Below are 22,094 nucleotides of genomic sequence, written 5' to 3' on the forward strand. Positions count from 1 at the left end.
GTGTGTATTCACAACTGCCAACCAAGCAATAGGAAAAATTCGACAGTCTTGCAAGCATTCATCAATGCGAGCGCGACACCACCATGTGTGCTAATGCAGACAAGGCACGAACATCGGGCAGATCACTGTCATCCAATGCCTGCAATGCTTGCTGCAACAAAACATTGGCATAGCTGCGGGCGCCATCCAGGCCCATCAAAGAGACGAACGTGGGCTTGTCATTGGCCGCATCCTTGCCCGGAGTTTTCCCCAGAGTGGCGGCATCGGCAATCACATCCAGTACATCGTCCACCACCTGGAATGCAACACCCAACGCTGTGGCATAGCGGCTCAGTGCCTGCTGCACGGGCGGTGTCACTGCGGCACATGCCACGCCCATGGCGACGCTGGCCTCCAGCAAAGCCCCTGTTTTCAGGCTGTGCATACGGCGCAGCTGCTGCTCATCCAAGGCCTTGCCAACGCTGGCCAGGTCAATGGCTTGCCCACCGGCCATGCCCTGTGCACCCGCAGCTTGCGCCAAAACGCGACAAAGCTTGGCTTGAATGGCGGGTGGCACCATGTCATCCGCTGGGGTGAGCAGCTCGAAAGCCAGCGCTTGCAAGGCATCGCCAGCCAGCAGCGCACGCGCCTCACCAAACTGCACATGCACGGTCGGCTTGCCACGGCGCAGCACATCGTTGTCCATGCAGGGCATATCGTCATGCACCAGGGAATACGCATGAATCAGCTCAACCGCACAACCAGCGCGCATGGCGGCATCGGGCAAGCCCTGCACAGCCTGTGCAGCCGCCAGTACCAGCAAAGGCCGAAGACGCTTGCCGCCATCCAATACGGCATACCGCATGGCCTCACCCAGATCAGCTGGTGCATTCACACCTACCCACAATGACAGCGACTGCTCGGTGCGTTGTAATTGCTCCTGCATCCATGCATTGAAATCAAACTGGGGGGCAGAAGGCGCGGAAGTATTCGGTGTCATCAAAATCTGAGATTCCATGTCGACCCACTTAATCCTGCGACCATTGCTTGATCTGCCCTTCATCCAGCGCACGAATTTGCGCTTCCACAGTGTCTAGCTGCTGACGACAGAACTCCAACAGGAAAGAGGCACGTCGGTAGCCATTCATCATGTCGGTCAATGGCAACTGGCCAGACTCCATCGCCACAGCCAGCTCCTCCAACTCTGCCAAAGCCAGCTCGTAGCTCTCTGGGGGTTGGGAAATGTCGGAGACGGCTTTGGTTTTGGCCTTAGGCATGCGAGTGCTCGTGGGGGTTGGGGAATCGATGATTTTAGGCTGTGCTGACCACCCGCTTGCTTAAGCGGCCTTGACTTAACCAGGCGTTACCTAATTTAGGGGCATATGCGCCCATTCATTGCAATGCATACCCAGCGCCGCCGCATCAGGCAATGCACACCCGGGACACATAAAAGAAGGCATTCAGCATTCCCATGGCGGGTATCGCCAGACAATAGGAGCAAGCCACGCTTGGCAACATGCTTGTTTGCTACGCTCTAGAGAGCTGTCAATGGCCGGTGAATGCGGGCTGCAAGCTCTTTTGTTTTGAAATACAAAAAAACCAGATAACAAAGTCAATCAGGGACAAAACCATGCAAGTGTTATGGATGGTGGTAGGCGCATTCTTGTTTGCCACCATGGGTATGTGCATCAAATATGCAGCCCCTTATTTCAATACCGCGGAAATCGTTTTCTATCGCGGCCTGATTGGCATGCTGGTGCTGTGGCTGCTGAGTGCATCGCAAGGCGTATCGCTGAAAACCGCACATCCATGGATGCATACCTGGCGCAGCTTGGTAGGCGTCACTGCCATGGGCTGCTGGTTTTATGCCATTACGCAAATGCCGCTGGCCAGCGCCATGACGCTCAATTACATGAGCAGTATCTGGATTGCGGTTTTCTTGCTGGCAGGCGCGCTGTGGTCGCTGCACCCCAAGAGCGGCAAACCCCGGCAAGCTCTCAACACCCCCCTGATTGCCACTATCTTGATTGGCTTTGCAGGTGTTGTGCTCATGCTGCAGCCCAGCTTTGCACAAGAAGAAAGTGCAGCTGCCTTCATCGGGCTGGCCTCAGGGCTGCTGTCGGCACTGGCATATATGCAGGTGGTTTCGCTCTCGCGCATTGGAGAGCCCGAATCGCGCACCGTCTTTTTCTTTGGTCTCGGCTGTACGCTGGTGGGGCTGATCGCCAGCTGCGTGACTGGTTTTTCTCAATGGCCGGGCTGGGAGGCCGCCTGGTGGCTCATTCCCATTGGCCTGCTTGCTGCAGGCGGCCAGTTGTGCATGACACGCTCTTACGCCAGCGCCAAAACTGCGCGAGGCACGCTGGTGGTGGCCAATCTGCAGTACTCGGGCATTGTGTTTGCGGGTCTGTACAGCCTCTTTCTGTTCAACGACCGCCTGGGATGGGAAGGCTGGCTGGGCATGACCTTGATTGTGGTGAGCGGGATTGCTGCCACCATCTTTCGCGCACGCGGCGCTGCAGCAGCCCCTGCCAAACCCTAGGTCACTGGTTCACAATGCAAGGAGATTGAACTCTCCTTGCATGGCCATGACTTACACCACCCTGATTTCTCCCGCGCAGCTGCAAGCACTCCAGTCCAGTGGACAGCCTTACATGGTGTTTGACTGCAGCTTTGATCTGGGCAACCCCTCTGCAGGTCGCCAGCAATATGCGCAAAGCCACATTGCAGGGGCCGTCTACGCCGACCTGGATCAGCATTTGAGTGCCCGCCACGGAGCCCCAAGCAAAGACGGTGTCGTGCTTACCGCGCAAACAGATCAACCAGCATCCGGAGGCCGTCACCCACTGCCCAGCCGCGAGCGCTTTGCACAATGGCTGTCTTCGGTCGGTTTTCGCAATGACATGCAAGCCGTGGTCTATGACCGCCAGGGCTGCAACTTTTGCGGTCGTCTGTGGTGGATGCTCAAGTGGGCTGGCCACGATGCCGTGGCAGTACTGGACGGCGGACTGCAAGCCTGGATGGCCTTCAATGGAGCTACCAGCGAGGGCGAAGAGGCGTCGCACTTCCAGTCGAACTTCGAATTGCACGACAGCTTGCGCCAGCTGGTCACAGTGTCGCAAGTCGAGGCACGCTTACAACAAGCAGATGCCCAGACCATTATTGATGCCCGCGCTCCCGCTCGTTACCGTGGTGAAGTGGAGCCGCTGGACCCTGTGGCAGGCCATATTCCCGGGGCGCTGAATCGTCCCTTCACCGAAAACATTGCCTTGGATGGACGATTCAAACCCCCAGCATTGCTGCGTGCAGAATTTGAAGCGCTCTTGCAAAACCGCAACCCATCCACCGTGGTGCACCAGTGCGGCAGCGGTGTCAGTGCCTTGCCTAACCTCATCGCCATGGAGGTTGCGGGTTTTGCACCTACACAGCTTTTTGCAGGCAGCTGGAGTGAATGGTGCAGCAACCCTGAACGGCCGGCCGTCAAAAGTTAACGATCTTTTCCGCCGAGAACAAAGGGGGTTTTGCACCTTTTTCAGGAGCATTAAGCGCCCTGATTTAAGGCATCATGCAGACCATGCACTGAAGAAGTGGCCTGTGCTGAACAAGCCGGGATAAGGCGGGTTTTTCACCCCTTTGACCGGCTGTTCAAATTGTTACAAAACGGTTACATTTAAAACCATGCAAGCAATGCAACGTTGCTTTTGTAGGTAAAAGCCTTACATGGTGTTAGAGGCTGCCAGACAAAACTGCGCGTGCGCACAGACAACACGCACCGGCGCACCCCGACTCAACTTTCTGCATCGTCCACCCCACAATCCATTCCATCAGATCGCCGCTTGCACTCCAAGCCACAGCGACACCCCACGAGCTAACGCTCGATTTAGGACACTGGAAAGGACGAGAACCATGAATGACGAACAACTGCTTGCTGAGATCCGTGAAGCCAATCTGACATACCTGATGCTGGCACAGACACTGATCCGCAAAGACAAGGCCGAAGCCGTTTTCCGCCTGGGTCTGAGCGAAGAAGCATGCGACATTCTGGGCACCCTTTCCGCAGCCCAGGTGCTCAAGATTGCCTCCCGCAACACCATGCTGTGCAGCTTCCGTGTTGACGATGAACTGGTCTGGAACCTGCTGACCAACCACAGCAGCAACAAGATCGGCAACGAAGCCACCAACACCCTGCACGCCAACATCCTGATGGCCAGCCGCGTCTCCGAAGTGCTTTAAGCCCTTGTCGACTTAAGAATTCCCACGGAGTACACCATGGCCACCGCAGCAACCAAAAGCGTTCTGAACGAATCCAAGCAAATCGAACGAGCAGCCATGCTCATTCAAATGGGCGCACGCATGCAAGTGCTGGAGTCAGAGACCACGCTGTCTTACGAACGCTTGATTCGCCTGTACAAAGAAATCGCAGGCAAGTCTCCTTCCAAGGGCCAATTGCCCTTCTCGACCGACTGGTTCCTGACCTGGCAAGAAAACATTCACAGCTCGCTGTTTCTGAACATCTATGAATACCTGTCCAAGGGTGTAGATGCAGATGCCGTAGAAGTGCTGACCAAGGCTTACCGCCTGTACACCGAACAGATCACGGCCTCCCAGCTGGACTGCCTGCTGTCTTTCACCCGCGCCTGGCGCCTGGTGAAATTCGTAGACGCCAACATGCTCACCCGCACCAAGTGCAGCAAATGCAGCGGCATGTTTGTCTCGGAGCTCTATGAAAACGCACGCCACTTTGAATGCGGCCTGTGCACCCCGCCCGCCCGTGCTGGCAAGAGCAAAAATGCCGGCGCATTGATGCTGCATTAAGCGGCCTCCTACTTTCACGTCCTATTCATAGCCCGCTAGGTTTCTAGCGGGCTTTTTTGCATCCGAACACACCGCGTCAAAGCCGGACTTCAGAAAGCGAAGAAAATAGCCACCGTGTCCATTCCTCAATCCTTCATCCAAGAGCTTCTCGCCCGCATTGACGTTGTTGATGTGGTGGGCCGTTACGTCCCCCTGAAAAAGGGCGGCGCAAACTTCATGGGCCTGTGCCCATTCCATGGCGAAAAGTCTCCATCCTTCAGCGTCAGCCCTACCAAGCAGTTCTATCACTGCTTTGGTTGCGGAAAAAACGGCAATGCCATCAGCTTCCTGATGGAGCACACCGGCATGGGCTTTATTGAAGCGGTGAATGATCTGGCAGGCCAGGTCGGCATGGTGGTGCCGCAAGAAGACATCAGCCCCCAGGAGCGCGAGCGCCAGGCCGCCGCCAAAGTCAAGCAGGCCACACTCAACGATGTGCTCGAGCGCGCTGGCAACGCCTACCGCAGCCAGCTCAAGGAACACGCCCACGCGGTGCAATACCTCAAGCAACGCGGCGTCTCTGGCAGCATCTCCAGCAAATATGGCTTGGGTTACGCCCCACCTGGCTGGCGCAATCTGGCCAGTGTCTTCCCCGAATACGACGATCCGCAACTGCAAGAAAGCGGCCTGGTCATCGTGGGCGAAGACGAAGACAAGCGCTACGACCGCTTTCGCGATCGCATCATGTTCCCCATCCGCGATGTCAAAGGCATGTGCATCGGTTTTGGCGGACGTGTACTGGGCGATGAAAAGCCCAAATACCTGAACTCCCCTGAAACCCCGCTGTTCCACAAGGGCCGGGAGCTGTATGGCCTGTTTGAAGCACGCGATGCGCTGCGCAGCATGGGCTACGTGCTGGTCACCGAAGGCTATATGGACGTTGTGGCACTGGCGCAATTGGGCTTTCCCAACGCCGTGGCCACACTGGGCACCGCCTGCACGAATGACCACGTGCAAAAACTGTTTCGCTTCACCGAATCCGTGGTCTTCAGCTTTGACGGCGACAGCGCAGGCCGACGCGCCGCGCACAAGGCACTGGAAGCCGCCCTGCCCCATGCCACAGACACGCGCAGCATCAAATTTCTGTTCCTCCCATCCGAGCACGACCCCGACAGCTTCATCCGTGAACACGGCAGCGATGCCTTTGCGCGCCACGTCGCCAACGCGCTGCCGCTCAACGATTTCTTGATTGAATCGGCCAGCGTGGAATGTGACCTGGGCCAGGCCCAGGGCCGCGCCAAGCTCTCCAGCCAGGCGCGTCCGCTGTGGAACCTGCTGCCCGATGGCGCATTCAAGCGCCTGGTGCTGGGCGAGCTGGCCGACAAAATTCAGATCGACACGCGCGAGCTGTCAGAGCTGTGGACGCAGGCCGAAGCGCAAGAAAAACGCTACCAGCGCGGCGCCAGCAAGCCCGCACCCAGCTACGACGCAGCGCCGCCCGCATCCTCCATGCCGCCCGACTGGGTCAGCGAATATGCCCCCAGCAATCACAGCGCACCTTACGGCGAACGCTGGCAAGGCAACTCTTCTGGGCGCGGAGAATGGAAAAGCGATTGGAAAAGTGACTGGAAAGGCAAAGGCAAATTTGGTCGCAAAGAGCAGCGTCCGCCCATGCCCGGCGGACCGCGCGTTGCACCCTCCACCGCACCTGACCAAGCCACGCGCCTGCTGTTGTCACAAATGGCGTTCATGGAACGCCTGGACAACGACGACCTGGACACACTCGTGCACCAGCCAGCGCCGCATGGGCCACTGTTTGCGTGGATTGAAAGCCAATTTCAAGAAAACGGCCCCCAAGCCTGGGCTGTGCTGAAAGAGCGCATCGCCAGTACAGAGCACGCGCACTTTGCGCTGCAGCTCATGAACGGCCCCCACGGCCACCCCGAAGGTGAAAAAGAAGAGCAATTTCAAGAGTTGCGCAACATTCTGGGTCCCATGATGGCTGAGCGCATCGGCACCTTGGCCACCGAAGCGCTCAAAACCTATATGGCCAACCCCAGCGATACCGCAGCCAAAGTGCGCTACCAAAGCCTGATTGAGCGACGCAACCGCTTGCTGGCAGCACCCACATCCAGCGGAAATTAAAAACAAGAGCATCTAACGCTTACCAGCAAAGCATTTCAGATATAAAACTATCTGAAACTCTTTACACAAAAGCGATAGAAGCTATTATTTTTAAATAATCAGCGTCCACAGGCTTATCTGGCAAGGCTTTGCGGGTCGTTTGAAAATATTTACTAAAAAAACGCATTTACCTCTTGCAATTTCTGGCAAACGCTATAATTGATTAATTCTTGGCAAGAGCGACAGCAGCACCTCCGGCCCGGGCACCGTGATGGAATCACGTGTTTAGCAGCAATTGCTAGCCCAATATCCGCAAGGACTGCACTCCAAATGATCGCCCATACATCTTGCCAATGGAGCTTATTCGCTCCTGCATGCCTTTGGCATGCTTTTGCGCCGGGCTAGGTGGCGCTTGCGTTTTCCCCTTTGTGTGTTCGCTTTTGACCGAGAGGTTTTATGCCCGTTTCAAAGTCCGCGAAGTCCAAGCAGGCGCCCGACGCTACCGCGAAGCCCAAAACTTCCAAAACCACGGCTGTTGCCAGCGCTAAAGCGCCCGCGCCCAAAGCTGCTGCAGCAGCAGCCGTGAAGAAGCCGTCTGCCACGACATCCAAGGCAGCCGCTTCCAAGAAAGATTCCGATATGGCGACCCTGTCCCAAGCCGAACTCAAAGCCATGGCCGATGCGCTACTGGCTGATGCTGCTCCCAAGCGTGCCCGCAAGAAAGCGGACGCTGACGAAGCACCTGCCGCCAAAAAGCCCGCTGCCAAAAAGGCGGCTGCGTCTAAAGATGCGGAGCCCAAAGCTGCTGTAGCCAAAAAAGCTCCTGCAAAGGCGGCCAAGGTCACTGAAGAAGCAAAGACCCCTGCCAAACGTGGCCGCAAGCCCAAGGCCAAGGAAGAGTCTGGCGACGACGAAGACATGGGCGACTTTGATGCCGACCTGGAAATCGAAGCCGACGCTGAACCTGAAGCCGAGACAGCTGCTTCAGACACGGCAACCCCTGAAAAGGTCAAGCCCCTGCGCATGAAGATCAGCAAGGCCAAAGAGCGCGCCTTGATGAAGGAATTTGGTCTGGACGAAACCGTTCTGACCGAAGACGAGCTGAACACCCGCCGTCAGCGCCTGAAGATGCTGATCAAGCTGGGCAAGACACGCGGTTACCTGACCCACGCTGAAATCAACGACCACCTGCCCGATAAGCTGGTGGACGCTGAAACGCTGGAAGTCGTGGTCTCCATGTTGAACGACATGGGTGTTGCGGTGTACGAGCAAACGCCCGACGCCGAAACCCTGCTGCTCAACAACACCGGCCAGTCAGCCACCACCGAAGAAGAAGCGGAAGAAGAAGCCGAAGCCGCTTTGTCCACCGTGGATTCCGAATTTGGCCGCACCACCGACCCTGTTCGCATGTACATGCGCGAAATGGGTACGGTTGAGCTGCTGACGCGCGAAGGCGAAATCGAAATTGCCAAGCGCATTGAAGGCGGCTTGATGGCCATGATGGAAGCGATCTCTGCATCGCCAGCCACCATTGCTGAAGTGCTGGGCATGGCCGCTGACATTCGCGAAGGCAAGGTGGTTATTTCGACCATCGTTGACGGCTTTGTGAATGCCAACGAAAACGATGACTACGTGGCCGAAGAAGACTTCGACGAATACGACGAAGAAGACGACGACGACGGCAAGGGTGGCTCCAAGGCACTGACCAAGAAGCTGGAAGAGCTCAAGAACGAAGCCCTTTCGCGCTTTGACAAGATTGCCGAGAACTTCGAGAAGCTGCGCAAGGCCTACGACAAGGATGGCTGGGGTTCGCCCACCTATAACAAGGTGCAAAAACTCATCACTGAAGAGCTGATGACCATCCGCTTCACCGCCAAGACGATTGAAAAGCTGTGTGATCTGGTGCGTGCGCAAGTGGACGATGTGCGCAAGAAGGAACGCGAGCTGCGCAAGATCATCGTGGACAAGTGCCGCATGCCACAGGAAACCTTTATCAAGGAATTCCCACCGAACCTGCTCAATCTCAAGTGGGTGGAAGAGCATGCCAACGCCGGCAAGCCATGGAGCAATGTGCTCAGCCGCAATATTCCACCAGTGCAAGAGCTGCAGCAAAACCTGATCGACCTTCAGTCGCGCGTGGTCGTGCCCTTGGAAGAGCTCAAGGGCATTAACAAGCGCATGAACGAAGGCGAACGCAACAGCCGTTTTGCCAAGAAGGAAATGATCGAGGCCAATTTGCGCCTGGTGATCTCGATTGCGAAAAAGTACACCAACCGTGGTCTGCAGTTCCTGGACTTGATTCAGGAAGGCAACATCGGCTTGATGAAGGCCGTGGACAAGTTTGAATACCGCCGCGGCTACAAGTTCTCGACCTACGCCACATGGTGGATCCGCCAGGCCATTACCCGCTCGATTGCGGACCAGGCCCGCACGATCCGTATCCCTGTGCACATGATCGAGACCATCAACAAGATGAACCGCATTTCGCGCCAGCACTTGCAAGAGTTTGGTTTCGAGCCCGATGCATCCATCTTGGCCGAGAAGATGGAAATTCCAGAGGACAAGATCCGCAAGATCATGAAGATCGCCAAGGAGCCCATCTCGATGGAAACTCCGATTGGCGATGACGACGACAGCCATCTGGGCGACTTCATCGAAGACCAGGCCAACACGGCCCCTATCGAAGCCGCCATGCAAGCCGGCCTGCGCGATGTGGTCAAGGACATCCTGGATGGCCTGACCCCCCGTGAAGCCAAGGTGCTGCGCATGCGTTTCGGTATCGAAATGTCTACCGACCACACACTGGAAGAAGTGGGCAAGCAGTTTGACGTAACGCGCGAGCGCATCCGTCAAATAGAAGCCAAGGCGCTGCGCAAGCTCAAGCACCCCAGCCGCTCGGACAAGCTGCGCAGCTTTATCGATTCGCTGTAAGGCTTGCCACCTGCCTGCCAAGGCAGGTCAGTGCAGCTACAAAAAAAGGAGACCCAGCGGTCTCCTTTTTTTATTTGTCTTTCCAAAACTCCTGAAATTCAATCCCTGCAAGCGCTTTTGGCGTCAGCGTCAAAACGCATCCTCATTTCAGGCAATCGCATTCGATTGCAGCAGTGCATCAATCTCTTGCTGCGTGTAGCCCAAAGACTGCAACAGCACTTGCGTATGCTCTCCTGGCTTGGGCGGATTGCTGCGCACACCCAAACGCTCTCCATCCATGCGAATGGGTAGCAGCGTGGTCTTGGCCGTCTGGCCCGCCAGATCACCATCGCTCAGCACGACATCCGCCAAGCCCCCCGTCGCCAGCAAATGTGGGTCATCCAGCAATTGCTCAGGCCGCGAGATAGGCGCAAATGGCAGCTGGTGCGCTTCAAACACTTGCGCCAGATGCGCTGCGCTCAGGCCCTCAAGGCGGCGGCGCAGCTGTGGCATCAGCGTGGCGCGTGCCCGCACACGGTCATTATTGGTTTGCAGCAATGGGTCTGCCGCCATATCTTCAAAACCCAAGGCGGTACAGAAAGTACGCCACTGAGCATCGCTGACAGCCGCCAGGAAAATCTGCTCGCCGTCTTTGACGCTGAACACGTCGTACAGGCCCCAGGACGAAATGCGCTCCGGCATCGGTGCCGCTGGCTGACCCGTGACTGCGTACTGCATCATGTGCTGGCCCACCAAGAACACATTGTTTTCAAACAACGCCGAATCAATCTCCTGCCCTTTGCCAGTTTGCGCACGCTGCATCAAGGCCGCCAAGGCACCAATAGCCCCAAACATGCCCCCCATGATGTCGTTGACACTGGAGCCTGCGCGCAAGGGGTCTCCGGGCCGACCCGTCATGTACGCCAGCCCACCCATCATCTGCACCACCTCATCCAGCGCAGTGCGGTGTTCATAAGGTCCGGGCAGAAAACCAGTGTGGTTCACATAGATCATGCTGGGATTCAACTTCGACAGCGTGGCGTAATCCAGCCCATACTTTTTCATCACTCCAGGCTTGAAGTTCTGCAGCACCACGTCAGCGGTGGATGCCAGGCGAATAGCAGCCTGCAGCCCTTGAGGCTGGCGCAGATCAATCGCAACGCTTTTCTTGTTGCGGTTGAACATGGGGAAAAAACCCGCACCTGCCCCCAAGAGGTTGCGCGTCAAGTCGCCCGCCAGGGGCTCCACCTTGATGACCTCAGCCCCTAAATCGGCCAGAACCATGCCACAAGCAGGTCCCATCACCATATGGCTGAATTCCACGACACGAATGCCTTGCAACGGTAGTGATTTAGAGGGGCTGGAAACGGGAATATCGGAAACAACGGGGTCGGTCATGGTGGCAAAAAGCTTCAAACAGCGGCACTGGCACGCGATCAGGGTTTCCCCTGTCAATCCACAATTTTAGAAAGCTACGCTGTAGCCGCCACCCATGCATTCGCTAGTCCGGCCATCCCCGAAGATGAGTGCCCAGCCTTTAGAACGTGGCTGCGCAGCAACAAAAGCATGTTATTTGACGATTTTCCGGCTTTACAGCCTAGCGATTCTTAGCGACGAGCTACTAAACTTGTAGCAGACAAGATTCAAAGCTATAGTCCAACCAACTTGGTTCGGTGCCTAATGCGGCCCGCTCCATCCCCCATCTCAGCGCAAGGAGAAGCGTCCATGAGCTCTAAGGAAAACGCCGCTATCAATCAGTTGCTCGAAAAACTCGAGCGCCGCTACGCACTGCGCGTACTGTGGGCACTGCGTGATGGCCACCCCCAGACCTTCCGTTTGTTGCAAGACAGCGTGGGCGGTATCACTCCCAATACTTTGAACACCCGCATCAAAGAGCTGCGTGAAGAGGGTTTGATGGAGCATGGCAATGACGGCTACACCGTCACCCCATCGGGACAGGATTTGCTCAAGCGCCTTAGCGATCTACAGGCTTTTGCCACACGCTGGGCAGCCGCCCGCGCGAAGAAGTAATCTAGGCACCAGCCTCGTGGCAGCACCTTTGCTGCCACCCACTCAAACAGGCACTCACAGTGCCTGTTTTTATTTGAGAACTCTGAACAAGGAACCCTCCCATGGCACTGACCACCACTGCCTCTGGCCTGCAATACGAAGATACCGTTGTCGGTGAAGGCGCCGAAGCCATCAGCGGCGCTGATGTAAAGGTGCACTACACAGGCTGGCTCTTTCAAGACGGCCAGCAAGGCGCCAAGTTTGACTCCAGCAAGGACCGCCGCGAGCCTTTTGAGTTTTCGCTGGACGAAGGCATGGTGATTCGCGGCTGGGATGAGGGCGTGCAAGGCATGAAGGTCGGTGGCAAGCGCACCTTGATCATCCCAGCACAACTGGGCTATGGCGCTCAAGGCGCAGGCGGTGTGATCCCTCCTCACGCCACGCTGAAATTTGAAGTGGAACTGCTGTCCACCAAAGCAGCCCCCGTTTTGCAGATGGAAGACACCGTGGTCGGTGAAGGTGCTGAAGCCACACGCGGCAAGCGCGTCACTGTGCACTACACCGGCTGGCTGTACAAAGATGGCCAGCAAGGTGCCAAGTTCGACTCCAGCAAGGACCGCAACGACCCCTTCGTGTTCACCTTGGGCGCCGGCATGGTCATCAAGGGCTGGGACCAAGGTGTGCAAGGCATGAAGGTTGGCGGCAAGCGCACGCTGATCATTCCTTCAGAGCTGGGCTATGGTGCCCGCGGCGCTGGCGGTGTGATTCCCCCCAACGCTACGCTCAAGTTTGATGTGGAGTTGCTGGCCGTCTAAGCCCCAGCGATCCATCATTGCCAAGTAAAAGCGGCCTGTCTGAGACAGGCCGCTTTTGTTTTTTCTGGCATTGCACTCAAACTCAAGCAAACAGCGCCTGCTCCAGAGATACATACGCTTGCTGCCCAACCGCTTCTTTGATTTTGGGCGCCACTGCCGCCAGTGCTTCATAACCGGTTGCACCTTCCACCGATAAATTAAGACGGAAACCCGACAAGCCCAGCTTGCCCGTCAAGGCCACTGCCAAAGGATAGGCATCGCGGTAGCGCTCCTGAGGGGTGCGCAGCTTGGCCAATGCCACTGGTTCCAGCTCGGCTGGCAAGGGCTGCATGGCAGCGAGCAGGCCCGCTTGCTGCAGGGCATCAATATCTTGCAAAGTCACGCCCAGCCCCTGCGTGGCCTTGAGGACATCTTGCACCGTACGCTGCCCATCAAACAGCAAGTATGCCGAACGTAACTTCCCCGCCAACTGCGCGCTGCGTGCCTTAAAAGCTTGCTGACCTTGCTCCGTCTTGATCAAAAGCGCGTTCATGTGCTCGTCCCTTTGCTTGTTTGAAATCAAGCATCGCATACATCATGTGCAGCCAGCATTGGGGCAATCCATGTTGGGAAGGAATCCGTCAGACTATTATCTATAGCATTCAACGCTTTATCAGCAATGATTTCAGATAGTTTTATATTTGAAACACAAGTGGATCAAGCGATAACAGCTACTTCTTTTGATATGAATGGGCTGTCAGCATACTCACTGATACCGTCACGATCACACCCAGAAACACGCCAAATACGCCAGCCGAAATAGGCTGCAGCCCCCACCACAGACCATCTGCCAGCAACATGCTGGGCACCCACTGCTGAACCAGTTTTGCGTGTGAAAGCATGTAGTAAAGGGTGATACCCAGCCCTGCCAGCATGCCAAAGACGGCGCCACAGCGCGTCACACCGCGCCAAAAAATTCCCAGGACCATCGCCGGTACAAATGCAGAAGCTGCCAGAGAAAATGAAGCTGCCACCATCGGCAAAATGTCTGAAGGCCGCTGTCCGGCCACCCAGGCGGCCAGCAAGGCCACCGCCATCAACACAAATTTCGACAAAATCACCCGCTGCTCTGGTGACGTCCTGCCAGAGCGTTTCTGGAAATTCAGGTCACGCACCAGCGCGTTGCTGATGGTGAGCAGCAAGCCATCCGCCGTAGACAGCGCCGCAGCCAGCCCCCCGGCAGCCACCAAGCCCGCAATCACATAGGGCAGCCCACCAATTTCAGGCGTGGCCAGCATGATGAGGTCGGCGCCCAGACGCAGCTCGCCAAACTGCAAAATCCCGTCGTGGTTCACATCTTCCACAGACAGCAGCGACGCATCCACCCGCGCCCACTGGGCAATCCAGCTGGGCAGTTCATCAAAGCGCACACCCACCAAATTGTTCATCACCTCCAGCTTGATGAGGGCCGCCAGGGCCGGCGCCGACAAGTACAGCACGCCAATAAAGAACAGCGTCCATGCCACCGAGGTGCGCGCGCCCGAAACCGAGGGCACGGTGTAGTAGCGGGTGAGCAAATGCGGCAAGCCTGCAGTGCCCAGCATCAGGCAAAACATCAGTGCCAAGAAATTATTACGTTCATCATTGAACTGCTTTTGCTCTTGCTCCGTGCCATCAGGATTGCCCCCAAACGGCTGGCTGTGGCGTGGCAAACCCGACAGCGGCTGGGCACGCTCCCGGTACTCCTGCAGTTGCTGGCGCCACTGCTGTTCAGCCGTCTGTGCGTTGCGCGGCAAATTGGCATATTCACGGCTGGTTGCCACGATTTGCCCCACATCGCTGTTGACCGAGCGCAGGTAGCGGATGCGTTCATGCAACACCAGCCGCTCACGCTCCAGGGCCAGAGGCACATCCTGCAGCTTGGCCTCCAGCATATCGGCGCGGTCGCTGTACGCTTGCTGCACAGCCAGTTCTTCGGGTGATACCAGCAGCCGCTCTTCCAGTTCCGCAATTTTTTGCAGCTGTCCTGCATAGGCCACAGCCGCCACCGGGTTGCCCAGCTGCTTGTACGCGAGCCACGACACCGGAATCAAAAATGCCAGCAGAATCACTACGTACTGCGCCACCTGTGTCCAGGTCACCGCACGCATGCCCCCTAAAAAAGAGCACAACAGTACCCCGCCCAGCCCCAGCATGATGCCAATTTCAAACTGCACCCCCGTCAGGCGAGATGCGATCAGGCCAACGCCATAAATTTGTGCCACTACATAGGTAAATGAGCACACGATCGAAGCCAGGGCGGCAATGATTCGCGGCCAGTGCCCGCCAAAACGCTGCTGAAAAAAATCTGGCAGGGTGTAGAGATTCATCGCCCGCAAATGCGGTGCAACCAGCATGGCCACCAGACAGAATCCCCCGGTCCACCCCAGTAGATAGGCCAGCCCTCCCGGCTGCCCGCTGGAGCCGCCAAACCCTTGCAGATACAAAGCCCCGGACAAACTGATGAATGAGGCGGCGCTCATCCAGTCTGCAGCGGCGGCCATGCCGTTGTACATGGGAGGAATACGGCGTCCCGCGACGTAATACTCATCGGCATCGCTGGTGCGCCCCCACACCCCGATGGCGGCATACACCATGACCGGTATAAACAGAAAGATAGGGCCGATCCAATGGCGCGAGAGTCCTTGCCGCTCAGCCCAGTACATCAGCAGCAAAAATGCAATCACGCACAGGCAATACAGGCCTACCAGCCGGTGAACACGCCACAAATAGGCACGAGCGCGAGAAGAAGAGGCGTTGCTAGCGCCGGTCAGAATGGACATGGGGAGTGTGTGTGGCGATCAAATCTTCCTGGCTGTTTTGTGCACCCGTGCGCTCAAAAGCATCCATCACCACACAGTAAACCAGCACGATCAGCATGAACATCAGGACTGCCCCTTGGGCGGCCATCCAGTAGCCCAGCTGCCAGCCTTGCGCCCATGCCTGCAAGTCCCGTGCAAAAAAGCACACACCAAAAGAAAACACCACCCAGACCGCCAGCAAAACTGCCTTGAGCCACAGGTGGTGTGTGTCGTGCAAGTCGGGTGGCATCTGCCCCCCGCTTACAGAGGTTGACTGAGGCCCGTCATGCATATCGTGTTCAGACAGCTGCATCACAGGCCTTTCACTGGTTTAGCCAGCCAGATTTTGCCAGGTGTCGATCACGGTGTCGGGATTGAGCGAAATCGACACAATGCCCTTGTCTGCCAGCCACTTGGCGAAGTCAGGGTGGTCCGAAGGGCCCTGTCCGCAGATACCCACGTACTTGCCCTTGGCCAGACAAGCGTCAATCGCCAGCTCCAGCATCTTCTTGACCGCAGGATCGCGCTCATCAAAGTCTTGCGCCAGCAATTCCAGACCCGAGTCACGATCCAGACCCAGCGTCAGCTGCGTCAAGTCGTTGGAGCCGATCGAGAAGCCGTCGAAGAACTCCAGGAACTCATTGGCCAAAATGGCGTTGGAAGGCACTTCGCACATCATGATCAGCTTGAGCTCGTTCTCACCGCGCTTGAGGCCGTTTTCGCCCAGCATGGTGGTGACGCGCTCAGCCTGCTTCAAGGTACGCACGAAAGGAATCATGATCTGCACATTGGTCAGACCCATGTCTTCACGCACGCGGCGCAGGGCTTCGCATTCCATCTTGAAGGCCTCACCGAAGTCTTCAGAGATGTAACGTGCTGCACCACGGAAACCCAGCATCGGGTTCTCTTCCTCGGGCTCATAGCGGCTGCCACCGATCAGCTTGCGGTATTCGTTGGACTTGAAGTCCGACATGCGCACGATCACCGGCTTGGGCCAGAACGCTGCAGCAATGGTGGCCACACCTTCAGCAACCTTGTCTACATAGAACGCACGCGGAGAAGCGTGGCCTCGTGCCACCGATTCCACGGCCTTCTTCAGGTCAGGATCCACCGCTGGGTAGTCCAAAATAGCCTTGGGGTGCACACCAATGTTGTTATTGATGATGAACTCCAGACGAGCCAGCCCCACGCCCTGGTTGGGCAACTGTGCAAAGTCAAAGGCCAGCTGGGGGTTGCCCACGTTCATCATGATCTTGGTGCTGATCTCAGGCATTTCGCCGCGCACCACTTCAGTCACTTCGGTTTCGATCAAACCGTCATAGATCTTGCCGGTATCGCCTTCAGAGCAAGACACGGTCACCAAGGTGCCGTCCTTCAAGCGGGCAGTGGCATCACCACAGCCCACAACAGCAGGAATCCCCAGTTCACGCGCAATGATCGCCGCGTGGCAGGTACGGCCACCGCGGTTGGTCACGATGGCGGCAGCACGCTTCATCACGGGCTCCCAGTTGGGGTCCGTCATGTCGGTCACCAGCACGTCGCCAGCCTGTACCTGGTCCATCTGCGCAATGTCAGACACCAGACGCACGCGGCCAGTACCAATCTTTTGGCCAATGGCGCGGCCTTCGGCCAGCACATTGCCTGTGCCCTTGAGTTTGTAACGCAACTCAGCCTGACCCTTGGCCTGGCTTTTCACGGTTTCAGGGCGGGCTTGCAGGATGTAAAGATGACCGTCGGTGCCGTCTTTGCCCCACTCAATGTCCATGGGACGGCCATAGTGCTCTTCAATGACCAGCGCGTACTTGGCCAGTTCTTGCACGTCAGCATCGGTCAGCGAATAACGGTTGCGCAATTCGGGAGCCACGTCCGTGGTCTTGACCAGCTTGCCCGAAGCGGCTTTTTCTTCCGGTGTAGAGAACACCATCTGAATCAGCTTGGAGCCCAGGTTGCGGCGGATCAGCGCGTTATTGCCAGCCTTGAGCATGGGCTTGTGCACGTAGAACTCATCGGGGTTCACGGCACCTTGCACCACGGTTTCGCCCAGGCCATAGCTGGAAGTGATGAACACCACGTCTTCAAAGCCAGATTCGGTGTCGATGGTGAACATCACGCCAGCTGCGCCCAGGTCAGAGCGCACCATGCGCTGCACACCTGCAGACAGGGCGACCACATCGTGTTCAAAGCCCTTGTGCACGCGGTACGAGATGGCGCGGTCGTTGTACAGCGAGGCAAACACTTCCTTCATCTTGTGCAGCACATCTTCAATGCCCACCACGTTCAGGAAAGTTTCTTGCTGACCGGCAAACGAGGCATCGGGCAAGTCTTCTGCAGTGGCTGAAGAGCGCACCGCAAACGAAGCCGCTTCATTGCCACCGTGCAGTGTGATGAAAGCGGCGCGGATAGCGGCTTCCAGATCTGCAGGGAAAGGCTGGGCTTCCACCAGCGCACGGATTTCTGCACCCACCTGAGCCAGTGCACGCACGTCTTCAACATCCAGTGCTGCCAGCTTGGCCGAGATTTTGTCAGCCAGCCCTTCAAAAGCCAGAAACTGGCGGAAGGCATGGGCGGTGGTGGCAAAGCCCGTAGGCACACGCACGCCCTGTGGCAGTTGGGAAATCATCTCGCCGAGGGAGGCGTTTTTACCGCCAACAACCTCAACGTCGCTCATGCGCAAGTTTTCGAAAGGAACGACCAAAGCGGCCGCTTCAAATCGGTTAGACATGGGAAGGCTCCAAAGTTAAAAACCGGACGCTCCAGCAGCCTGCCCAACAAGCACGCTCACTGGTGATCTCACATGTTTTCGACGACAACTTGGATGTTCTGGTTGTCGGTCATCGATCAGCATGCGAGCGAAATTGGGAATAATGGGCGCTATTGTAGGCCCGGTCGGAGTTTTTCACCGTAACACCGGGGTTTGATTTAAATGGAATTGCTTACCCATGCACACGCGCACCGTATTCGTTATTTCTGATGGCACCGGGATCACCGCCGAGACTTTTGGTACGGCTTTGATGACCCAGTTTGACATCAAGCCACGCATCGTGCGCATTCCCTTTGTAGATACGGTAGACAAGGCCCATCAGGCGGTGCGCCAGATCAACCACACAGGCGAAGTGGAAGGCAAAAAGCCGATTGTCTTTAGCACTTTGGTCAATCAGGAAGTGGTGACAGTGATTGCCGATCACTGCAAAGGCTTGCTGATGGACATGTTTGGCACCTTTGTACAGCCGCTGGAAGAAGAGCTGGGCATGAAAAGCCAGCACCGTGTGGGCCGCTTCAGTGATATCAGCCAGAGCAAGGAATATCTGGACCGCATGGAGGCCATTAACTACACGCTGGCCCACGATGACGGTCAGACCAACCATGACCTGACGGGCGCAGACGTGGTGCTGGTTGGTGTGAGCCGCTCGGGCAAGACCCCCACCAGCCTGTATCTGGCCATGCAATTTGGTCTTAAAGTAGCCAATTACCCGCTGATTCCTGAAGACTTTGAGCGCAAAAAGCTGCCTCCAGCGCTGGAGCCCATCAAGAAAAAGCTGTTTGGCCTGACGATTGACCCCGTCCGGCTGTCTACCATACGCAACGAGCGCCGTCCCAACTCACGCTACGCCAGTCTGGAAAACTGTCGCAGCGAAGTGCATGAAGCCGAAGCCATGATGCGCCGCGCAGGTGTCAGCTGGCTGTCCACCACCACCAAATCCATCGAAGAAATTTCGACCACCATCTTGCAAGAGGTGCTGCCCCACCGCCTGGGCATGGGCATGCACGGCTGAGCACGAGCCTCGATACATCGCTGTTGAGCAAGCAGCTTTTCGTTCAAAAAACCGCCAAATTAGCTTCTACCCCTTACTGCGTAAAGGCTAGAAGCTTTTTTTTCGCGTTCATGCCGCCGCTGCAGGCGCTGCGCCAAACACATACTGCTGCACACCATCTTGCATGAGCAGCAACTCTCCACGCACCCCCCACACTTGCTCAATGCACTGAGGTGTCAGCACATCCTGGCACCGCCCCATGAGGACGGCCTGCCCGCCCCCCGGTACCACCACCACATCGTGGGCATAACGCAGTGCCAGATTCAGGTCATGCAGCACGGCCACCACCCCAAAGCCCTGGTCGGCACGCTGGCGCAGCAACTGCATGCAGGCATGCTGGTGCTGCAAATCCAAAGCCGCCGTGGGCTCATCGAGCAACAGCCAGCGCGCGCTGCCGTCGGGCAAAGGGTGCCACGCCTGAGCCAGCGCCCTTGCCAGATGCACTCTGGCACGCTCGCCACCTGACAAGGTAGCCACCTCCCGGTCTGCCAGATGCATCACACCCGTGGCTTGCATGGCGCACTGCACGACGTGTGCTTCGTCCGCTTTGGGGTGATGGCGGTGCGGGTAGCGCCCCATCTCCACCACCTCCTGGCTGGTAAAGCTGAATGCCACCTGCGTGTCTTGCGCCATGAACGCCATGTGCTGGGCCAAAACGGCTGCCGGCCATTGCTGCAGCGCACGCCCTTTGAATACAACACGGCCTGCCGAGGGCTTACGCAATCCCACCAAGATGGACATCAGGCTGCTTTTACCAGCCCCGTTAGGCCCCAAGATGGCAGTAAAACGCCCAGACTGCACGCTGGCATGCACCTGTGCCAGGGTATCGCCCTGCGCGTGTGCAGTGACCTGCAGGTGCTCGCAGCACAAACTGTTCACGGCATCGGTCATAACTTGTTCCTGAACTGGCGCAGCATCAGCAAAAACAGGGGTACTCCAATAAAAGCCGTCAGCACACCCAATGGCATTTCTGCCGGCTGCACGACCGTGCGCGCCACCGCATCAGCCACCAGCACCAAGCTGGCCCCCAGCAAGGCAGAGCCTGGCAATACCAAGCGATGATCCGGCCCTGCCACCAGGCGCACCCAATGCGGTGCCACCAACCCAATAAAACCAATTACGCCGGTGGCAGATGTGACCGATCCCACTGCCAGCGCAGTCACCACAATGGCATAGCGTTTGGTGCGCTCCACGGGCACCCCCAGCAACTGCGCCTGCGCTTCACCCAGAGCAATGGCGTTGAGCGGGCGGGCCAGTGCCATGGCCGCCACGGTACACAGCGCAACCACACAGCCCACCAGCCAGACAGTCGCCCAGCGCGCATGGCCCAAGCTGCCCATCAGCCACAGCTGCACGTTGCGCAATTGCTCGTCATTGGAGATATAGCTCAGGAACCCCAGGCCAGCACCTGCCAGCGCATTCACGGCAATGCCTGCCAGCAGCATCAACCCCACACGCGTGCCGCCAGACGATTGCGCCAGCCCATAAATCAGCAGCGTTACCGCCGCCCCTCCGATGAACGCGCTGACGGCCAGCGTCCAGCTTCCGAGGGTGAATCCCAAAGAGGCAAACCACAGCGGTCCCAGCACAATGGCGCAAGCTGCTGCCAGCGCTGCACCACCACTGACCCCGATCAAACCGGGGTCTGCCAGAGGATTGCGGAACATGCCCTGCATCAACGCCCCCGCCAGGCCCAGACCTGCACCTGCCACCAGCCCAAGCAGGAGACGTGGCAGGCGAATGTTCATGAAGACCAGATGCTCGGTGCTGGACGTGCTGCCCCCCAGTAGCCCATTGCACAGCACAGAGAGCAACTGAGAGGGAGCAATCGCGTAAGCGCCCTGTGTGCTCCCCAGAATCAATGCCAGCAACGTCACTACAACCCCACCGCCAATGACCACCTGAGGATGCAGGCGGCCACTGGGCAAGCGCCAGAACGATGTCATGCCGTGGCTTTCAGCATCTGGCTGTGCAGCTGAGACACCGCTTCAGGCAGACGAGGTCCAAATCCCAGCAGCTGGCTCGCCTCCATCATCACCAGCGCCTTGCGGGCAAAGGCCGGGGTCAACGCCAGTTCTGGCCTGCGCCAAAAAGCATCCACACCACCCAAGGCTTCAATGCCCTGGGTGCTGTTGACCAGCACATCTGGTGCAGCGGCAGCCATGGCCTCCGCCGTCAGTGGCCGGTAGCCCTCAAACTGCTGCACCACATTCTGGGCCCCCGCCAAGCTCAGCAAGGCGTGGGCAGCAGTGCCCCGGCCAGCCACCAACGGGGCACCACTGTGCGACAGGATGAACAAAGCCTTGGGTTTGCGCTGAGCCTGTGCCACGGTGCTTTGCACCTGTGCCCACTGCGCTTTCAACTGCGTGGCCAATGTTTGGGCCTGCCCCTCACGCCCAGTAATACGGCCCACGGTTTGTACCTTGCGCAATACTTCTGCAAAGCTATGGTCTGCAGCAATCAATTCCACACGCACCCCTGCCGCCCTGACTTGCTCCAGCACAATGGCCGGCCCTGCCTCGGCGGCCCCGACGATGGCATCGGGTCGCAGTGAAAGCAGCCCCTCTGCAGACAATTGCCGCAGATATCCCACCTTGGGCGTGCGGTTCGCAGCTTCCGGGTACAGGCTGGTGGTATCGGTTGCCACCAGCAAAGACTGAGCGCCCAAAGCGTAGACAACTTCAGTGACAGCACCGCCCACGGTAATCAGGCGCTGCACCGGACGCTGGGCAGACTGTGCCCAGCCTGCGGGCAACGACAGGGCGCTACCTGCACCAGCTGCCAGTGCCAGCCATTGGCGACGAGAGAGTTCTGCAGCCATCACTGTCTCC

General features: G+C 57.5%; 19 protein-coding genes and 1 pseudogene. 10 read left to right on the plus strand and 10 right to left on the minus strand.

Annotated elements, in window-relative coordinates; all coding sequences use genetic code 11:
* Positions 1 to 61: 61 nt before the first annotated feature.
* Positions 62 to 997 (minus strand): polyprenyl synthetase family protein, encoded by a 936-nt coding sequence (locus H9646_RS08305; RefSeq protein WP_191722899.1) that lies wholly within the window; start codon positions 995 to 997, stop codon positions 62 to 64.
* Between the two features lie 10 nt (positions 998 to 1,007).
* Complete coding sequence (gene xseB / locus H9646_RS08310) at positions 1,008 to 1,256, minus strand: exodeoxyribonuclease VII small subunit (protein ID WP_191722900.1); 249 nt, start codon at positions 1,254 to 1,256, stop codon at positions 1,008 to 1,010.
* 353 nt (positions 1,257 to 1,609) lie between these two features.
* Between xseB and H9646_RS08315 the strand changes: the two genes are divergently transcribed.
* From H9646_RS08315 to rpoD, 6 genes are all read left to right on the plus strand, one after another.
* Positions 1,610 to 2,521 carry a DMT family transporter gene (locus tag H9646_RS08315; RefSeq protein WP_191722901.1) on the plus strand — a complete coding sequence of 304 codons (912 nt, stop codon included), beginning with the start codon at positions 1,610 to 1,612 and terminating at the stop codon, positions 2,519 to 2,521.
* A gap of 46 nt (positions 2,522 to 2,567) precedes the next feature.
* Positions 2,568 to 3,470: a sulfurtransferase gene (locus H9646_RS08320; protein ID WP_191722902.1), complete on the plus strand. Its 903-nt coding sequence runs from the start codon at positions 2,568 to 2,570 to the stop codon at positions 3,468 to 3,470.
* A gap of 415 nt (positions 3,471 to 3,885) precedes the next feature.
* Complete coding sequence (gene flhD / locus H9646_RS08325; RefSeq protein ID WP_191722903.1) at positions 3,886 to 4,212, plus strand: flagellar transcriptional regulator FlhD; 327 nt, start codon at positions 3,886 to 3,888, stop codon at positions 4,210 to 4,212.
* A 36-nt stretch (positions 4,213 to 4,248) separates the two neighbouring features.
* A complete protein-coding gene (gene flhC, locus H9646_RS08330; protein ID WP_191722904.1) occupies positions 4,249 to 4,794 on the plus strand; it encodes a flagellar transcriptional regulator FlhC in 546 nt (181 codons plus the stop codon).
* Positions 4,795 to 4,908: 114 nt separating this feature from the next.
* Complete coding sequence (gene dnaG / locus H9646_RS08335; protein ID WP_191722905.1) at positions 4,909 to 6,918, plus strand: DNA primase; 2,010 nt, start codon at positions 4,909 to 4,911, stop codon at positions 6,916 to 6,918.
* A 435-nt stretch (positions 6,919 to 7,353) separates the two neighbouring features.
* Entirely contained in the window at positions 7,354 to 9,828 is a 2,475-nt protein-coding gene (rpoD, locus tag H9646_RS08340) for an RNA polymerase sigma factor RpoD (RefSeq protein WP_191722906.1), read from the plus strand.
* A 147-nt stretch (positions 9,829 to 9,975) separates the two neighbouring features.
* On the opposite strand, the gene H9646_RS08345 is transcribed toward rpoD, so the two are convergent.
* Complete coding sequence (locus H9646_RS08345) at positions 9,976 to 11,205, minus strand: CaiB/BaiF CoA transferase family protein (RefSeq protein ID WP_191722907.1); 1,230 nt, start codon at positions 11,203 to 11,205, stop codon at positions 9,976 to 9,978.
* A gap of 327 nt (positions 11,206 to 11,532) precedes the next feature.
* Between H9646_RS08345 and H9646_RS08350 the strand changes: the two genes are divergently transcribed.
* From H9646_RS08350 to H9646_RS18415, 3 genes and pseudogenes are all read left to right on the plus strand, one after another.
* Positions 11,533 to 11,838, plus strand: coding sequence for a winged helix-turn-helix transcriptional regulator (locus H9646_RS08350; protein ID WP_191722908.1), 306 nt, complete (start codon positions 11,533 to 11,535; stop codon positions 11,836 to 11,838).
* Positions 11,839 to 11,939: 101 nt separating this feature from the next.
* Positions 11,940 to 12,284: pseudogene (locus tag H9646_RS18410) on the plus strand (FKBP-type peptidyl-prolyl cis-trans isomerase); the annotation flags it as partial.
* A 27-nt stretch (positions 12,285 to 12,311) separates the two neighbouring features.
* Positions 12,312 to 12,632 (plus strand): FKBP-type peptidyl-prolyl cis-trans isomerase, encoded by a 321-nt coding sequence (locus H9646_RS18415; protein WP_225214099.1) that lies wholly within the window; start codon positions 12,312 to 12,314, stop codon positions 12,630 to 12,632.
* An 82-nt stretch (positions 12,633 to 12,714) separates the two neighbouring features.
* On the opposite strand, the gene H9646_RS08360 is transcribed toward H9646_RS18415, so the two are convergent.
* The 4 genes from H9646_RS08360 to ppsA form a co-directional block, all read right to left on the minus strand.
* Complete coding sequence (locus tag H9646_RS08360; protein WP_191722910.1) at positions 12,715 to 13,164, minus strand: hypothetical protein; 450 nt, start codon at positions 13,162 to 13,164, stop codon at positions 12,715 to 12,717.
* Positions 13,165 to 13,342: 178 nt separating this feature from the next.
* On the minus strand, positions 13,343 to 15,433 hold the full coding sequence (locus H9646_RS08365; protein WP_191722911.1) for a VC_2705 family sodium/solute symporter: 2,091 nt from the start codon (positions 15,431 to 15,433) through the stop codon (positions 13,343 to 13,345).
* Positions 15,411 to 15,743, minus strand: coding sequence for a DUF4212 domain-containing protein (locus tag H9646_RS08370; RefSeq protein ID WP_225214100.1), 333 nt, complete (start codon positions 15,741 to 15,743; stop codon positions 15,411 to 15,413). Before H9646_RS08370 ends, H9646_RS08365 begins: the two co-directional genes overlap by 23 nt.
* A gap of 39 nt (positions 15,744 to 15,782) precedes the next feature.
* Positions 15,783 to 18,173, minus strand: coding sequence for a phosphoenolpyruvate synthase (gene ppsA, locus H9646_RS08375; RefSeq protein ID WP_191722913.1), 2,391 nt, complete (start codon positions 18,171 to 18,173; stop codon positions 15,783 to 15,785).
* A 217-nt stretch (positions 18,174 to 18,390) separates the two neighbouring features.
* Here ppsA and ppsR point away from each other — a divergent pair, with 217 nt between their 5' ends.
* On the plus strand, positions 18,391 to 19,224 hold the full coding sequence (ppsR, locus tag H9646_RS08380; RefSeq protein ID WP_191722914.1) for a posphoenolpyruvate synthetase regulatory kinase/phosphorylase PpsR: 834 nt from the start codon (positions 18,391 to 18,393) through the stop codon (positions 19,222 to 19,224).
* Between the two features lie 108 nt (positions 19,225 to 19,332).
* Here ppsR and H9646_RS08385 read toward each other — a convergent pair whose 3' ends face one another.
* From H9646_RS08385 to H9646_RS08395, 3 genes are read right to left on the minus strand one after another with little or no spacing between them, the layout of a single operon-like run.
* Positions 19,333 to 20,154, minus strand: coding sequence for a heme ABC transporter ATP-binding protein (locus H9646_RS08385; protein WP_191722915.1), 822 nt, complete (start codon positions 20,152 to 20,154; stop codon positions 19,333 to 19,335).
* Positions 20,151 to 21,209: a FecCD family ABC transporter permease gene (locus H9646_RS08390; protein ID WP_191722916.1), complete on the minus strand. Its 1,059-nt coding sequence runs from the start codon at positions 21,207 to 21,209 to the stop codon at positions 20,151 to 20,153. The genes H9646_RS08385 and H9646_RS08390 overlap by 4 nt, the downstream gene beginning before the upstream one ends.
* Positions 21,206 to 22,087, minus strand: coding sequence for a heme/hemin ABC transporter substrate-binding protein (locus H9646_RS08395; protein ID WP_404813095.1), 882 nt, complete (start codon positions 22,085 to 22,087; stop codon positions 21,206 to 21,208). Before H9646_RS08395 ends, H9646_RS08390 begins: the two co-directional genes overlap by 4 nt.
* Between the last annotated feature and the right edge of the window lie 7 nt (positions 22,088 to 22,094).

The sequence above is a fragment of the Comamonas avium genome, assembly GCF_014836675.1.
Lineage (GTDB): Bacteria > Pseudomonadota > Gammaproteobacteria > Burkholderiales > Burkholderiaceae_C > Comamonas > Comamonas avium.

Coding starts and splice junctions, on each gene's coding strand:
- ppsA (WP_191722913.1), bottom strand. CDS start 18,173: ATGTCTAACCGATTTGAAGCGGCCGCTTTGGTCGTTCCTTTCGAAAAC.
- H9646_RS18415 (WP_225214099.1), top strand. CDS start 12,312: ATGGAAGACACCGTGGTCGGTGAAGGTGCTGAAGCCACACGCGGCAAG.
- H9646_RS08365 (WP_191722911.1), bottom strand. CDS start 15,433: ATGTCCATTCTGACCGGCGCTAGCAACGCCTCTTCTTCTCGCGCTCGT.
- H9646_RS08390 (WP_191722916.1), bottom strand. CDS start 21,209: ATGACATCGTTCTGGCGCTTGCCCAGTGGCCGCCTGCATCCTCAGGTG.
- xseB (WP_191722900.1), bottom strand. CDS start 1,256: ATGCCTAAGGCCAAAACCAAAGCCGTCTCCGACATTTCCCAACCCCCA.
- H9646_RS08385 (WP_191722915.1), bottom strand. CDS start 20,154: ATGACCGATGCCGTGAACAGTTTGTGCTGCGAGCACCTGCAGGTCACT.
- H9646_RS08345 (WP_191722907.1), bottom strand. CDS start 11,205: ATGACCGACCCCGTTGTTTCCGATATTCCCGTTTCCAGCCCCTCTAAA.
- H9646_RS08320 (WP_191722902.1), top strand. CDS start 2,568: ATGACTTACACCACCCTGATTTCTCCCGCGCAGCTGCAAGCACTCCAG.
- flhD (WP_191722903.1), top strand. CDS start 3,886: ATGAATGACGAACAACTGCTTGCTGAGATCCGTGAAGCCAATCTGACA.
- H9646_RS08315 (WP_191722901.1), top strand. CDS start 1,610: ATGCAAGTGTTATGGATGGTGGTAGGCGCATTCTTGTTTGCCACCATG.
- H9646_RS08370 (WP_225214100.1), bottom strand. CDS start 15,743: ATGCATGACGGGCCTCAGTCAACCTCTGTAAGCGGGGGGCAGATGCCA.
- flhC (WP_191722904.1), top strand. CDS start 4,249: ATGGCCACCGCAGCAACCAAAAGCGTTCTGAACGAATCCAAGCAAATC.
- H9646_RS08305 (WP_191722899.1), bottom strand. CDS start 997: ATGGAATCTCAGATTTTGATGACACCGAATACTTCCGCGCCTTCTGCC.
- ppsR (WP_191722914.1), top strand. CDS start 18,391: ATGCACACGCGCACCGTATTCGTTATTTCTGATGGCACCGGGATCACC.
- rpoD (WP_191722906.1), top strand. CDS start 7,354: ATGCCCGTTTCAAAGTCCGCGAAGTCCAAGCAGGCGCCCGACGCTACC.
- H9646_RS08350 (WP_191722908.1), top strand. CDS start 11,533: ATGAGCTCTAAGGAAAACGCCGCTATCAATCAGTTGCTCGAAAAACTC.
- H9646_RS08360 (WP_191722910.1), bottom strand. CDS start 13,164: ATGAACGCGCTTTTGATCAAGACGGAGCAAGGTCAGCAAGCTTTTAAG.